Annotated in this window: 9 protein-coding genes; 7 read left to right on the forward strand and 2 right to left on the reverse strand. The window is 57.3% G+C overall.

All coding sequences use genetic code 11. The features are described 5' to 3' along the window. The first annotated feature begins 4 nt into the window (after positions 1 to 4). From glgX to glgP, 4 genes are all read left to right on the forward strand, one after another. Entirely contained in the window at positions 5 to 1981 is a 1977-nt protein-coding gene (glgX, locus tag NNN71_RS09940) for a glycogen debranching protein GlgX (protein WP_271458413.1), read from the forward strand. Positions 1982 to 2061: 80 nt separating this feature from the next. Beyond that, positions 2062 to 3357: a glucose-1-phosphate adenylyltransferase gene (gene glgC / locus NNN71_RS09945; protein ID WP_064541420.1), complete on the forward strand. Its 1296-nt coding sequence runs from the start codon at positions 2062 to 2064 to the stop codon at positions 3355 to 3357. Beyond that, positions 3357 to 4790 carry a glycogen synthase GlgA gene (gene glgA / locus NNN71_RS09950; RefSeq protein ID WP_065356439.1) on the forward strand — a complete coding sequence of 478 codons (1434 nt, stop codon included), beginning with the start codon at positions 3357 to 3359 and terminating at the stop codon, positions 4788 to 4790. Before glgC ends, glgA begins: the two co-directional genes overlap by 1 nt. Before the next feature lie 17 nt (positions 4791 to 4807). Next, on the forward strand, positions 4808 to 7255 hold the full coding sequence (glgP, locus tag NNN71_RS09955; protein ID WP_271458414.1) for a glycogen phosphorylase: 2448 nt from the start codon (positions 4808 to 4810) through the stop codon (positions 7253 to 7255). Positions 7256 to 7300: 45 nt separating this feature from the next. Here glgP and glpD read toward each other — a convergent pair whose 3' ends face one another. Then, the gene (gene glpD, locus NNN71_RS09960; protein WP_163446738.1) at positions 7301 to 8809 is read right to left on the reverse strand and encodes a glycerol-3-phosphate dehydrogenase; all 1509 of its coding nucleotides are present in this window, start codon (positions 8807 to 8809) and stop codon (positions 7301 to 7303) included. Between the two features lie 204 nt (positions 8810 to 9013). Between glpD and glpE the strand changes: the two genes are divergently transcribed. The 3 genes from glpE (at position 9014) to NNN71_RS09975 (ending at position 11077) form a co-directional block, all read left to right on the forward strand. Continuing rightward, entirely contained in the window at positions 9014 to 9343 is a 330-nt protein-coding gene (gene glpE, locus NNN71_RS09965) for a thiosulfate sulfurtransferase GlpE (protein ID WP_064541432.1), read from the forward strand. 127 nt (positions 9344 to 9470) lie between these two features. Then, the gene (gene glpG / locus NNN71_RS09970) at positions 9471 to 10301 is read left to right on the forward strand and encodes a rhomboid family intramembrane serine protease GlpG (RefSeq protein WP_223803748.1); all 831 of its coding nucleotides are present in this window, start codon (positions 9471 to 9473) and stop codon (positions 10299 to 10301) included. Positions 10302 to 10318: 17 nt separating this feature from the next. Further along, entirely contained in the window at positions 10319 to 11077 is a 759-nt protein-coding gene (locus tag NNN71_RS09975) for a DeoR/GlpR family transcriptional regulator (protein WP_064541438.1), read from the forward strand. Positions 11078 to 11146: 69 nt separating this feature from the next. Here the strand turns inward: NNN71_RS09975 and malT are convergent, their stop codons facing one another. After that, on the reverse strand, positions 11147 to 13852 hold the full coding sequence (malT, locus tag NNN71_RS09980) for an HTH-type transcriptional regulator MalT (RefSeq protein WP_163446734.1): 2706 nt from the start codon (positions 13850 to 13852) through the stop codon (positions 11147 to 11149). Positions 13853 to 14125 lie beyond the last annotated feature (273 nt).

Genomic DNA, 14125 nt, shown 5'->3' on the forward strand with positions numbered 1-14125 from the left:
CCACATGGGGCAACTCGCAGCAGGGAAACCCGCGCCGCTCGGCGCCAGCTTTGACGGCGAAGGCGTGAACTTCACGCTTTTTTCGGCGCATGCCCAGCGGGTAGAACTCTGCGTGTTTGACGCGCAGGGCAACGAGTCGCGCTATGACCTTCCCGCCCGGAGCGGCGACGTCTGGCACGGCTATTTGCCCTATGCGGGCCCCGGCTTACGTTACGGTTATCGGGTGCATGGCCCGTGGGATCCGCAGCAGGGCTACCGATTTAACCCGGCAAAGCTGCTGCTGGACCCGTGCTGTTTTCGCGCCGAGGGCGACCCGGTAGACGACCCGCGTTTTCACGATGGCTACGATGCGCCGGATGAACGCGACAGCGCGCCGGTGGCGCCAAAATCGGTGGTCGTAGACCTGGCGTACGACTGGCAGGACGAAGCCGCACCGCGCACCGCGTGGGGTAAAACCGTTATCTACGAAGCGCACGTCAAAGGGCTGACCCTGCGCCACCCGGGGCTGCCGGATGCCATCCGCGGAACCTATAAGGCGCTGGGCCACCCGGTCATGATCGACTACTTCAAGCGGCTTGGCATCACGGCGCTGGAGCTGCTGCCGGTGGCGCATTTTGCCAGCGAACAGCGTCTACTGCGGATGGGGCTGCGCAACTACTGGGGCTACAACCCGCTGGCGATGTTTGCCCTGTCGCCGCGTTACGCCAGCGCGCCCGAGCACGCGCTGGACGAGTTTCGCGATGCGGTAAAAGCGCTGCATCAGGCCGGTATCGAGGTGATCCTCGATGTGGTGCTGAATCACAGCGCCGAGTTGGATCTGCATTGTCAGACCTTCTCGCTGCGGGGGATTGATAACCGCAGCTATTATTGGTTGAGAGAAGATGGCGATTATCACAACTGGACGGGCTGCGGCAACACGCTGAATCTCAGTCACCCGGGCGTCGTGGAATACGCCCGTCAGTGCCTGCGATTCTGGGTTGACGTCTGCCACGTTGATGGTTTTCGTTTTGATTTAGCGTCGGTGATTGGCCGAACGCCGGGCTATCGTCAGGATGCGCCGCTGTTTAAGGCTATCCATGACGACCCGGTACTGTCGACGGTGAAGCTGATTGCTGAACCGTGGGATATCGGCGACGGTGGCTACCAGGTGGGGAACTTCCCGCCCGGTTTCAGCGAGTGGAATGACCGTTTCCGTGATGCTATGCGTCGCTTCTGGCTTGAGGAGTCGCTGTCGCTGGGGGAATTTGCCCAGCGCTTCGCCGCCTCTAGCGACGTCTTTCAGCATCAGGAGAGGCAACCGCACGCGGCCATCAACCTGGTCACCGCTCACGATGGCTTCACCCTGCGCGATTGTGTGAGCTTTAACAATAAGCACAACGACGCCAACGGCGAAGAGAATCGTGACGGAACCAGCAATAACCATAGCAATAATCATGGTATCGAAGGATTGGAAGCAAACCTGGATGTAATGGCGCGTCGGCAGGGTAGCGTTCAGGCGCTGCTGACAACGCTGCTGTTATCGCAGGGAACGCCAATGTTGCTGGCCGGTGACGAACACGGTCACAGCCAGCAAGGTAACAACAATGCCTACTGCCAGGACAATTCGTTGACCTGGCTTGATTGGGAAAACGCGGATGATGCGCTGACCGACTTTACCGCCGCTCTAATCCATCTGCGCCAGCAAATTCCGGCCTTAACGGACGATCGCTGGTGGCAGGAGGGCGACGGTAACGTTCAATGGCTCAATCAGGACGCGCAGCCGCTGTCTGCCGAGGAGTGGCAGCACGGGGCGCGCCGGATGCAGATTCTGCTTTCCGATCGCTGGCTCATTACGCTCAATGCGACGCAGGACGTGGCAAACCTGAAGTTACCCGTGGGGGAGTGGCGCGCCGTTCCTCCATTTACCGGCGATGAAGCGCCGGTAGTCATGGCTGTCTGGCATGGGCCCGCGCACGGAGTGTGCGTATTTCAAAGGTCATAGTCTCTGAATTACCCGGAACCCCGCACCTGTGCGGGGACTACCTAATAACCCGGAAGGACGAGCAACAAAAGGAGTTAATCATGGTTAGGCTAGAAAAAAACGATCCCTTAATGCTGGCTCGCCAGTTACCTATCAAATCCGTCGCCCTGATTCTGGCGGGCGGACGCGGAACGCGATTAAAGGATCTCACCAATAAACGGGCAAAACCCGCTGTCCACTTCGGCGGTAAATTCCGCATTATCGACTTTGCATTATCTAACTGCCTGAACTCCGGGATCCGCCGTATCGGCGTGATTACGCAGTACCAGTCCCACACGCTGGTGCAGCACATCCAGCGCGGCTGGTCCTTCTTCAGCGAAGAGATGAACGAATTTGTGGATCTGCTGCCGGCTCAGCAGCGGATGCACGGTGAAAACTGGTATCGCGGTACCGCCGATGCGGTGACCCAGAACCTCGACATTATTCGCCGCTATAAAGCGGAGTATGTGGTGATCCTCGCCGGTGACCACATCTACAAACAAGATTACTCGCGCATGCTGATCGACCACGTCGAAAAAGGCGCGCGTTGCACCGTGGCGTGCATTCCGGTGCCCATCGAAGAGGCATCGGCGTTCGGCGTCATGGCGGTTGACGAAAACGACAAGATTATCGACTTCGTGGAAAAACCGGCTAACCCGCCAGCCATGCCGAGCGACCCAAGCAAATCGCTCGCCAGCATGGGGATCTATGTCTTTGATGCGGATTACCTTTATGAACTGCTGGAGCAGGATGACGTCAACGAAAACTCCAGCCACGACTTCGGCAAAGATTTAATTCCGTTAATTACCAAAGCTGGCGCGGCTTATGCACATCCTTTCCCGCTGTCCTGCGTACAGTCCGACCCGGATGCCGAACCGTACTGGCGCGATGTGGGAACCCTGGAAGCCTACTGGAAAGCGAACCTCGACCTGGCGTCGGTGACCCCAGAGCTGGATATGTACGACCAGCACTGGCCAATCCGTACCCATATGGAGTCCCTGCCTCCGGCGAAGTTCGTCCAGGACCGCTCCGGCAGCCACGGCATGACCCTGAACTCGCTGGTCTCCGGCGGCTGTATTATTTCCGGTTCGGTGGTGGTGCAGTCGGTGCTGTTCCCACGCGTGCGCGTGAACTCGTTCTGTAACATTGATTCGGCAGTCTTACTGCCAGATGTGTGGGTCGGGCGCTCCTCACGCCTGCGTCGCTGCGTCATCGACCGGGCCTGCGTGATTCCAGAAGGCATGGTGATCGGTGAAGATGCGGAAGAGGATGCGCGTCGCTTCTACCGTTCAGAAGAAGGGATCGTGCTGGTAACGCGCGAGATGTTGCGGCAGCTGGGGTACAAACAGGAGCGATAATGCAGGTTTTACACGTTTGTTCTGAGATGTTCCCGTTATTAAAAACGGGTGGCCTTGCGGATGTTATCGGCGCGCTGCCGGCGGCACAGATTGCCGAAGGGACTGACGCTCGCGTGCTGTTACCCGCGTTTCCGGATATTCGCCGCGGGATTACGGATGCTAAAGTGGTGACGCGTCGTGATACGTTCGCCGGGCGCATTACGCTGCTGTTCGGCCACTATAACGGCGTTGGTATTTACCTGATTGATGCGCCGCATCTCTACGATCGCCCTGGGAGCCCGTATCACGACACGCACCTGAACGCCTATCCCGATAACGTGAAGCGCTTTGCGCTGTTGGGCTGGGTGGGCAGCGAAATGGCCTGCGGTCTGGATCCGTTCTGGCGTCCGGACGTGGTGCATGCCCACGACTGGCACGCGGGCCTGGCCCCAGCCTATCTGGCGGCCCGCGGTCGCCCGGCGAAATCGGTGTTTACGGTACATAATCTGGCGTATCAGGGGCTGTTTTACAGCCACCATATGGATGAAATCCAGCTGCCGGCAGAATACTTCAACATGCACGGGCTGGAATTCCACGGGCAGATTTCGTTCCTGAAAGCGGGGCTGTTCTTCGCGGATCATATTACCGCCGTCAGCCCAACCTACGCCCGGGAGATTACCGAACCGCAGTTTGCCTACGGTATGGAAGGGCTGCTGCGTCAACGGCATAAAGAAGGCCGTCTGTCGGGGATTCTCAACGGCGTGGATGACAACGTCTGGAGTCCGGAAAAAGACCTGCTGCTGCCAGCAAGCTATAGCCGCGATACGCTAGAGAAGAAAGCGGAGAACAAACGGCAGCTCCAGATTGCGATGGGACTGAAGGTCAGCGACACCGCGCCGCTGTTTGCCGTGGTCAGCCGCCTCACCAGCCAGAAAGGGCTGGATCTGGTGCTGGAAGCCCTGCCGGGCCTGCTGGAGCAGGGCGGTCAGTTGGCGCTGCTAGGCGCGGGCGATCCGGTATTGCAGGAAGGTTTTCTCGCCGCCGCCGCAGAACATCCGGGGCAGGTGGGCGTACAGATTGGCTACCACGAAGCGTTCTCGCACCGCATTATCGGCGGCGCGGATGTCATCCTGGTGCCGAGCCGCTTTGAGCCATGCGGCTTAACGCAGCTTTACGGTCTGAAGTACGGCACGCTGCCGTTGGTCCGTCGTACCGGTGGTCTGGCGGATACCGTGGCGGATAGCTCGCTGGAAAACCTGGCTGACGGTATCGCCAGCGGTTTTGTCTTTGAAGACAGCAACGCCTGGTCGCTGCTCAGAGCCATCCGCCGTGCTTTCGTATTATGGTCTCGTCCGTCGCTCTGGCGCTATGTACAACGTCAGGCGATGAACATGGATTTTAGCTGGCAGGTTGCTGCGCACTCTTATCGTGAGCTTTACCAACGCCTGATCTAACTACGGGGATCTGAGTTATGAATGCACCCTTTACGTATGCATCACCGACCCTCAGCGTTGAGGCACTGAAGCACTCTATTGCCTATAAGCTGATGTTCATCATCGGGAAAGATCCGGCTATCGCCAACAAACACGAATGGCTGAACGCCACCCTGTTTGCCGTTCGCGATCGTCTGGTTGAACGCTGGTTGCGCTCGAACCGCGCTCAGCTTTCCCAGGAAACGCGACAGGTCTACTACCTGTCGATGGAGTTTTTGATTGGCCGCACGCTTTCCAATGCGCTGTTGTCGTTAGGCCTGTATGACGACGTGAAAAACGCGCTGGAAGGTATGGGGTTAGACCTCGAAGAGCTGATCGACGAAGAGAACGACCCGGGCCTTGGCAACGGCGGTCTGGGCCGTCTGGCGGCCTGCTTCCTTGACTCGCTGGCGACGCTGGCGCTGCCGGGGCGCGGCTACGGTATTCGCTATGATTACGGCATGTTTAAGCAGAACATCGTCGACGGTCGTCAGAAAGAGTCGCCGGATTACTGGCTGGAGTACGGTAACCCGTGGGAGTTCCCGCGCCATAACACCCGCTACAGAGTGCGTTTCGGTGGCCGCGTGCAGATGGAAGGCAAAACCAGCCGCTGGCTGGAGACCGAAGAGATCCTGGCGGTCGCCTACGATCAAATTATCCCCGGCTACGACACCGACGCGACCAACACGCTGCGTCTGTGGAACGCCCAGGCCAGTAGCGAAATCAACCTGGGTAAATTTAACCAGGGCGATTACTTCGCCGCGGTGGAGGATAAAAACCACTCGGAGAACGTATCCCGCGTGCTCTACCCGGATGATTCCACCTATTCCGGGCGCGAGCTGCGCCTGCGTCAGGAGTACTTCCTGGTCTCCGCCACGGTGCAGGACATTTTAAATCGCCACTACATGTTGCATAAAACCTATGACAACCTGGCGGATAAAATTGCCATCCACCTCAACGACACTCATCCGGTGCTGTCGATTCCTGAGCTGATGCGCCTGCTGATTGACGAGCACAAGTTCAGCTGGGACGACGCGTTTAACGTCACCTGTCAGGTCTTCTCGTACACCAACCACACGCTGATGAGCGAAGCGCTGGAAACCTGGCCGGTGGACATGCTCGGCAAAATTCTGCCGCGTCATTTGCAGATTATCTTCGAGATTAACGACTACTTCCTGAAGACGCTGCAGGAGCAGTACCCGAACGATACCGCACTGCTGAGCCGCACGTCGATCATCGACGAGTCCAACGGCCGCCGCGTACGCATGGCGTGGCTGGCGGTGGTAGTGAGTAAGAAGGTCAACGGCGTTTCTGAACTGCACTCGAACCTGATGGTGCAGTCGCTGTTCGCCGACTTCGCCGCTATCTTCCCGACCCGCTTTACCAACGTCACTAACGGCGTGACCCCGCGCCGCTGGCTGGCGCTGGCGAACCCGGCGCTCTCCGGTGTGTTGGACGAAAATATCGGCCAGACCTGGCGTTCGGATCTCAGTCAGTTGAGCGAGCTGGAACAGCACATCGATTATCCGAAGGTGAATCAGGCGGTGCAGCACGCCAAGCTGGAGAACAAAAAGCGCCTCGCGGCGTTTATTGCCCAGAACCTGAACGTGGTGGTGAATCCCCACGCGCTGTTTGACGTGCAGATCAAGCGCATCCACGAATATAAGCGTCAGCTGATAAACGTGCTGCACGTGATCGCTCGCTACAACCGCATCAAGGCCGAGCCGGATGCGAAGTGGGTACCGCGGGTGAATATCTTCGCCGGTAAAGCGGCGTCGGCCTACTACATGGCGAAGCACATCATTCACCTGATCAACGACGTGGCGGACGTGATCAACAACGATCCGCAGATTGGCGATAAGCTCAAGGTGGTGTTTATCCCGAACTACAGCGTGAGCCTGGCGCAGATGATCATTCCGGCGGCCGATCTTTCCGAGCAGATTTCGCTGGCGGGGACGGAAGCCTCCGGCACCAGTAACATGAAGTTTGCGCTCAACGGTGCGTTAACCATCGGTACGCTGGACGGCGCTAACGTGGAGATGCAGGAGCACGTTGGGGCGGATAACTTCTTTATCTTTGGCAACACGGCTGAAGAGGTGGAGGCGCTGCGCCGCAAAGGCTACAGTCCGCGTGACTTCTACGAGCAGGATGAAGAGCTACGCCAGGTGCTGACGCAAATCGCCACCGGCGTGTTCAGCCCGAGCGAGCCGGGCCGCTACCGCGACCTGGTGGATTCGCTGATTAACTTCGGCGACCACTATCAGGTGCTGGCCGACTTCCGCAGCTATGTGGACTGTCAGGACAGGGTCGATGAGCTGTATCAGGAGCCGGAGCAGTGGACCACCAAAGCGATGCACAACATCGCCAACATGGGCTACTTCTCCTCTGACCGCACGATCAAAGAGTATGCCGAGCATATCTGGTATATCGAACCGGTGAGGCTGTAAACGTCAAACGGGGCCAATTGGCCCCGTTTCTTTTTCCCTGCTTGCTTACGACGCCAGCGACAATTCAGGCTTTCCCAGCGTTTTTACCAGCCATGCGCTAATCCGTGACTGCTGTTCGGCGTTCAGCCACATTCCCTGCTTAGTCCGGCGCCAGATAGCATCGTCGAGGCGACGCACCCACTCGTGTTCGACCAGGTAACGCAGCTCCGCTTCGTAAAACTCATGGCCGAAATCTTCACCCAGCCCGGCAATATCCTTCGCATCGCCAATAATCAGCTCGCTGTTGCTGCCGTAGGTGCGGGCGAAATGGCGGGCCAGTGACTCGCTGATGAACGGATAACGGCGGCGCAGCTTCGCCGCGTAGTCGTCACGATCGCTGCCAATCTCACCGCCCGGCAGCACCGCGCCTTTGGTCCAGGCCGGGCCAATGCCCTGATAGTATGGGGCCAGTTTCTCGAGCGCGTGTTCTGCCAGCTTGCGGTAGGTGGTGAGCTTGCCGCCAAACACCGACAGCAGCGGCGCTTTGCCGTGGTCGTCATGGATATCCAGCGTATAGTCGCGGGTGATCGCCTGCGGAGAATCCGACTCGTCGTCACACAGCGGGCGCACGCCGGAGTAGGTCCAGACGATATCTTCACGAGCGAGCTGTTTCTTAAAGTGCCCGTTGTAGACTTTCAGCAGATAGCTAATCTCGCTTTCGTCGATTTCGACGTTTTTCGGATCGCCGTGGTACTCCACGTCGGTAGTGCCAATAATTGAGAATTCGTCCATCCACGGGATCACAAACACGATGCGCTTATCTTCGTTTTGCAGAATGTAGGCTTGCTTCTGGTTGTGCACGCGGGGCACCACAATATGACTGCCCTTGATCAGGCGGATGCCGTATGGCGAAGGCAGATGCATCCCGTCGTCAAAGAACTGTTTGACCCACGGACCGGTGGCATTCACCAGGCCGCGCGCCTGCCAGCGGAATTTTTCGCCGCTGTCGATATCTTCCGCTTCCACCACCCACAGGCCGTTTTCGCGTTTCGCTGAGATTGCGCGAGTACGGGTTCGGACTTCACCGCCTTTTTTTACCACCATTTGCGCGTTAGCCAGTACCAGACGAGCATCATCGACCCAGCAGTCGGAATATTCGAAACCGCGCACGATTTCCGGCTTCAGGACCGATTCTGCGCCAAAACGCAAACCGGTAGAAGCGGGCAGGCTGGTGCGCTTACCCAGGTGATCGTACATAAACAGACCGGTACGGATCATCCATGCCGGGCGCAGATGCGGGCGGTGCGGCAGACGAAAACGCATCGGAATGGCGATGTGCGGGGCCATTTTCAGCAGTACTTCACGCTCGGCCAGCGCTTCGCTGACCAGACGGAATTCGTAGTGTTCAAGGTAGCGCAGGCCGCCATGGATCAGTTTCGAGCTGGCGCTCGACGTGGCGCAGGCCAGATCTCTGGCTTCCAGCATCAGCACGGATAATCCGCGCCCCGCTGCGTCAGCCGCAATGCCCGCACCGTTGATACCGCCACCTATCACAATCAGATCTTTGGTTTCCATTATTGCTACCTCAGGGACTTTCGTTATAGCTCATTAATGTTCGATATCGCTCATAATAGCAAGTAAACGCGCTTTTGGTAACATTGAAAAAACATTTTAGAGTGATGTACATAACATATTGGCGTTTACGTGGCCTGAGGACGTACACTTGGCGGTAAAATATCGCCAGCAAGACAATACCTGCCATAAAGATAAGAGAGCACCATGGAACAGTTTGAATGTATTAACGTAGAACAGGCGCACCAAAAGCTGCAGCAAAGCACCGCTGTGCTGGTGGATATTCGCGACCCGCAGAGCTTTGCGATGGGCCATACCCCAGGCGCGTTTCATCTGACTAACGACACGCTGGGCGCGTTTATGCGTGATAACGATTTTGAAACGCCGGTGATGGTGATGTGCTATCACGGCAACAGCAGCAAAGGTGCTGCGCAGTACCTGTTGCAGCAGGGTTATGACCAGGTCTACAGCGTCGACGGCGGCTTTGATGCCTGGCACCGTCACTTCCCCGCTGAGGTGGAGCACGCGGCTTTCTAAGACGGCTGCGTTCGCCCATTCCTGATACCGCCTGCTGTCAGGCGGTCATTGCGCGCCTTTGCAACGTATCTGTCAGAGTTTGGGTATATACTGTCCCCTTTTGTGTGGAATAGAAGCGACCTGCTGAATGTTGATGATCACCTCTTTTACCAACCCGCGCGTGGCCCAGGCCTTTGTTGACTATATGGCGACGCAGGGGGTTATTCTGACTATCCAGCAGCATACGCGCAGCGATGTCTGGCTTTCTGATGAAGCGCAGGAGGCCCGCGTGCGCGACGAGCTGGAGCGCTTTCTTGAGAACCCGGCCGATCCGCGCTACCTGGCGGCGAGCTGGCAGTCCGGGCAGACCAACAGCGGCCTGCACTATCGTCGTTTTCCTTTCCTTGCCACGCTGAAAGCCGGTGCTGGCCCGGTGACGATGAGCATCATGGCGGTCTGCATTCTGGTCTTTATTCTGATGAGCGTCATCGGCGATCAGCCGGTCATGATTTGGCTCGCCTGGCCGTACGACGATTCGCTGAAATTTGAAGTCTGGCGCTATTTTACCCACGCATTCATGCATTTCTCGTTCGTTCATATCCTCTTTAACCTGCTATGGTGGTGGTACCTTGGCGGCGCGATAGAGAAGCGCATTGGCAGCGGCAAACTGGTGGTGATTACCGTTATCAGCGCGCTGCTGAGCGGCTTTATTCAGCATCAGTTTAGCGGTCCGTGGTTTGGCGGACTTTCCGGTGTGGTCTATGCCTTGATGGGCTACGCCTGGCTGCGCGGTGAGCGCGACCCGCAGAGCGGCATTTTCCTGCCGCGCGGGCTGATTATGTTCTCATTGGTCTGGCTGGTTGCCGGGTGGTTCAACGTTTTTGGGATGTCGATTGCGAACGGCGCGCACGTCACCGGGCTGGTGATTGGTCTGGCTATGGCCTTCGTCGATACGCTTAATGTGCGAAAGCGAGCATAATTTTCCAGGGATTCATCATGAAACAAACACAACGTCATGACGCGATAATCGAACTGGTCAAACTCCAGGGCTATGTCAGTACGGAAGAGCTGGTGGAGCACTTTTCCGTCAGCCCCCAGACCATTCGTCGCGATTTGAATGACCTTGCGGAACAGAAAAAAATCTTGCGCCATCACGGCGGCGCGGCGTTGCCGTCGAGCTCGGTCAACGCCTCATGGCACGATAGAAAAGCGACGCAAACGGCTGAGAAAGAGCGTATCGCACAGAAGGTGGCAAGCCAGATCCCGAACGGCTCGGCGCTGTTTATCGACATCGGTACGACCCCGGAAGCGGTGGCCCACGCGCTGCTTAATCACAGCGACCTGCGCATCGTGACCAACAACCTTAACGTGGCTAACACGTTGATGGTGAAAGAAGATTTTCGCATTATTCTGGCAGGCGGTGAGCTGCGAAGCCGCGATGGCGGTATCATCGGCGAGGCGACGCTGGACTTCATCTCCCAGTTCCGCCTCGACTTCGGCATTCTCGGCATCAGCGGCATCGACAGCGACGGTTCGCTGCTGGAGTTTGACTATCACGAGGTGCGCACCAAGCGTGCGATTATTGATAATTCCCGCCACGTCATTCTGGTTGTCGACCATTCGAAATTTGGTCGTAACGCGATGGTCAATATGGGCAGTATCAGCATGGTGGATGCGGTATACACCGACGTGCTACCGCCGCCGGGCGTGATGCAGGTGATTGCCGAAAATGAGGTGCAGCTGGAGCTGTGCTAAGGCCTGATAAGCTTCGCGCTATCAGGCAGTGGTCGGAAAGGAGAAACGTAAACCGTTTCTCCTTTTTTATTAAACGCCATACCCCATCATCTTCAGCAGCTGCTGTGCGTGCTGCACCGCATCCTGACGGTGCGCCACGCCAAGCTTCTGATAAAGATTACGGATATGGGTTTTGATGGTGGTTGCCGCCACGTCCAGTTCACCGGCAATTTGTTCGTTGCTATAGCCTGAATAGATAAGCCCCAGCACCTGCCACTCGCGCTGGGTGAGCGGGCTGGTACGGATGAGCTCCGGCACTTCCGGGTGGTTCAGCAGGCGCTCGACGAAGCTTTCGTCGAAGTGGGCGAACTTATGACGATGGTGCTGGTTGATTTCACGCAGAATGCGCTGGGCACGATGCTGGTCCAGCTCTGGCAGCGTATTCAGCTGAATCAGCTGGCGTAGCTGCTGGGCCATCGCTTCGCCTTCAATCACAAAGTGGCTGATGAACCCGGTGCGGTTGGCGAGCTGGAGCGCCTCCAGCAGCACGCGCTGGGCTTCATTCTTATTACCCGCTTGCCAGTGCAGCTGGTTGAGCAGCAGCAGGTTGCGGTTGAGATCGCTCATCAGGCGCAGCCCACGGGCATTCTCATTCAGCTCTTCGAGCACCATTTCCGCGGAGTCGAACTCGCCCAGCAGAATCTGCGCGCGGGCAATGTTACGCCACTGACCCTGCAGGAAGTGGTTGTTGGCGAACTCCGGCTTCGGCGTGTGTCGCAGCCAGTTGGCGGCCGCTTTTTTATCGCCGACCATCTGCCAGTAGATGACGCGAACCTTATCCGCGTTGGAAACCCAGTCGCTGTGATAGGCACCGTTGCCGAGCAGATTTTCAAGACGGTTCAGGTGGTTGCGGGCGTTATCCAGGTCGCCGCGTGCCAGCGAGCATTGTACCTGTAACGTCAGGCACTGGAGCTGCTGCTGCGGTTGGAAGCCACTCAACACTTCTATACCGGTGCGGGCAGCAGTTTCCGCCTCGTCGAGACGCGCCCACGCCCACAGCAGCTGCGCGCGGATGCGCAGCAGGAATTCATGCATCGGCAGCTGTTCCAGATGCTGCTCGCGAATCAGCTGGAAACCTTTTTCCTGACACTCCCAGGCGGCTTGTAAGAAGCCCTGGGCAAACAAAATTTCGCTTTGTTGAATCAGACTCCACAGCGCGTAGTGCCAGATATCGTGGCGGCGCGCCATCTGTTCTGTTTGCTGCATGACGGCGATGGACTGGCTGAGTTGCCCCTTGCAGTGCAGCACTTCACCATGCACAGAGGTGGCAACAATACGGCTGTAGAAATTAGCCAGCGGCAGCTCTTCCAGCGCCACGGTCGACAGACGTTCGGCTTCGTCCTGATCGCCGTCGTTGATCGCCACCTGTGCGCGCAGGGCGTTGAAATCGCCGTGCAGCGAGGTATCCATTTCAAACGTCATCTCCTGCTCGGCGCGAGCCAGCAGGGTGTTCACTTCACTGTAGCGGTGCTGGCTTTGCATCAGCCAGGCCTGGAGCAGCACCAGACGCGGGTTTTCCAGCAAGCTTTCCCACGGCAGCGCGGAGAGCGACTCTTCAAGCAGCGCCAGCTCGCTGTGGTGGAACAGACCCCAGGCGTGATTCAGCAGAATATCGCGCAGCATTTTCGGGTCGCCAGCCGCCAGCGCGTGATGGATAGCTTCGCTTGGGAAGCCTTGCGCCATCCAGCTTTCCGCCGCTGCGCGGTGGATTTCCGGCAGCTCAGTGGCCAGTTCCCACTGGCAACGTTGACGCAGGAAGCTACAGAACAGCGGGTGATAGTTGAACCACTCACCGGAGTTATCCATGCGCTGAATAAACAGCCCCTGGCGTTCAATCTCTTCAAGGCGCATCTGGCCGTTTTCTTCACCGGTCACGCGAGCGATGAGCGCATCGTTCATGGAGCGCAGCAGCGAGCTTTTCAGCAGGAAGTTGCGTGTTTGCGAATCGACGTTATCCAGTACTTCATCCACCAGGTAATCGGACAGATGGCTGGCGTTAATCCCCGCCAGACGACGCGCAGAATGCTGGGTGGCGTTATTACGCTGACGCGCGGAGAGCGCGATCAGCTGGAGCGCGGTCGCCCAGCCGGCGACGTCGTCGCACAGACGGCTGCTTTCCGCCGCTTCGATGGGCGCGGCTAAGCGGCAGTCGAAGAATTGTTTGGTTTCCGCATGCGTAAAGGAGAGCTGCTGGCTGCCGATCTCCAGCAATTGATCGCGCACGCGCAGGTTGGCGATACCCAACTGCGGCAGATTGCGCGATAGCACGACCAGCGTCAAATTTTCCGGCTGATGGCGCAGGAAGAAACGCATGGCATCGTGGATCACCGGGTTGGTAATCAGGTGGTAATCATCGATCACCAGATACAGCGGACGTTGCCACTCGCTGAGTTCAATAAACAGTTGTGCGAAAAGGGAGCTGAGGCTCGCGTACTGGCGCTTTTGCACCATGTTTTCGCTGGCCTCGCAATGGCCGCCCGTCGCCTGCTGGATAGCCGCGATCAGGTAGCTGGCAAAGCGCTCCTGTTGGTTATCGCCTTCATCCAGCGAATACCAACCAAGGTCACTCATTCCTGCCGCCCATTGTGATACGAGCGTGGTCTTTCCATAGCCAGCCGGACTGGTTATCAGCGCCAGACGATAATTGTTCGCGCCGGAAAGTTTCGCCAACAGCCGATCGCGAATCACCGTGTGTTCGAGACGGACTGGTCGACTTAGTTTTGACGGAATCAACATAGCTAATCACTTCACTGTGAGGATTGGAAAACGAGATTTTTTTTGCGCTTCGTAATTAATCCCTACAAAGGTCGGTCAAATGCCTATGTATTGCAAGTTATGTCCCGTTTTGATGTCTGCTAATTTGCGATATGTCACAAATTCTTTAATTTAATACCATCCACGTAGAACGGCGCGCAGAGCGCGGAAATGCGGGGTTTTATAACCTATTGTGGTTACAAGTGAAAATAAACTTTAAGCACCTATGGAATAAAGAGCGTTTAAAGATATGTC

It is taken from the genome of Kluyvera sp. Awk 3, assembly GCF_028069715.1.
Classification (GTDB): Bacteria; Pseudomonadota; Gammaproteobacteria; order Enterobacterales; family Enterobacteriaceae; genus Kluyvera; species Kluyvera georgiana_A.

What these genes read in the sequence shown, in the direction of transcription:
- glgC (WP_064541420.1), top strand. Translation starts at nt 2,062, where the DNA reads ATGGTTAGGCTAGAAAAAAACGATCCCTTAATGCTGGCTCGCCAGTTA.
- glgP (WP_271458414.1), top strand. Translation starts at nt 4,808, where the DNA reads ATGAATGCACCCTTTACGTATGCATCACCGACCCTCAGCGTTGAGGCA.
- glgX (WP_271458413.1), top strand. Translation starts at nt 5, where the DNA reads ATGGGGCAACTCGCAGCAGGGAAACCCGCGCCGCTCGGCGCCAGCTTT.
- NNN71_RS09975 (WP_064541438.1), top strand. Translation starts at nt 10,319, where the DNA reads ATGAAACAAACACAACGTCATGACGCGATAATCGAACTGGTCAAACTC.
- malT (WP_163446734.1), bottom strand. Translation starts at nt 13,852, where the DNA reads ATGTTGATTCCGTCAAAACTAAGTCGACCAGTCCGTCTCGAACACACG.
- glgA (WP_065356439.1), top strand. Translation starts at nt 3,357, where the DNA reads ATGCAGGTTTTACACGTTTGTTCTGAGATGTTCCCGTTATTAAAAACG.
- glpD (WP_163446738.1), bottom strand. Translation starts at nt 8,809, where the DNA reads ATGGAAACCAAAGATCTGATTGTGATAGGTGGCGGTATCAACGGTGCG.
- glpE (WP_064541432.1), top strand. Translation starts at nt 9,014, where the DNA reads ATGGAACAGTTTGAATGTATTAACGTAGAACAGGCGCACCAAAAGCTG.
- glpG (WP_223803748.1), top strand. Translation starts at nt 9,471, where the DNA reads ATGTTGATGATCACCTCTTTTACCAACCCGCGCGTGGCCCAGGCCTTT.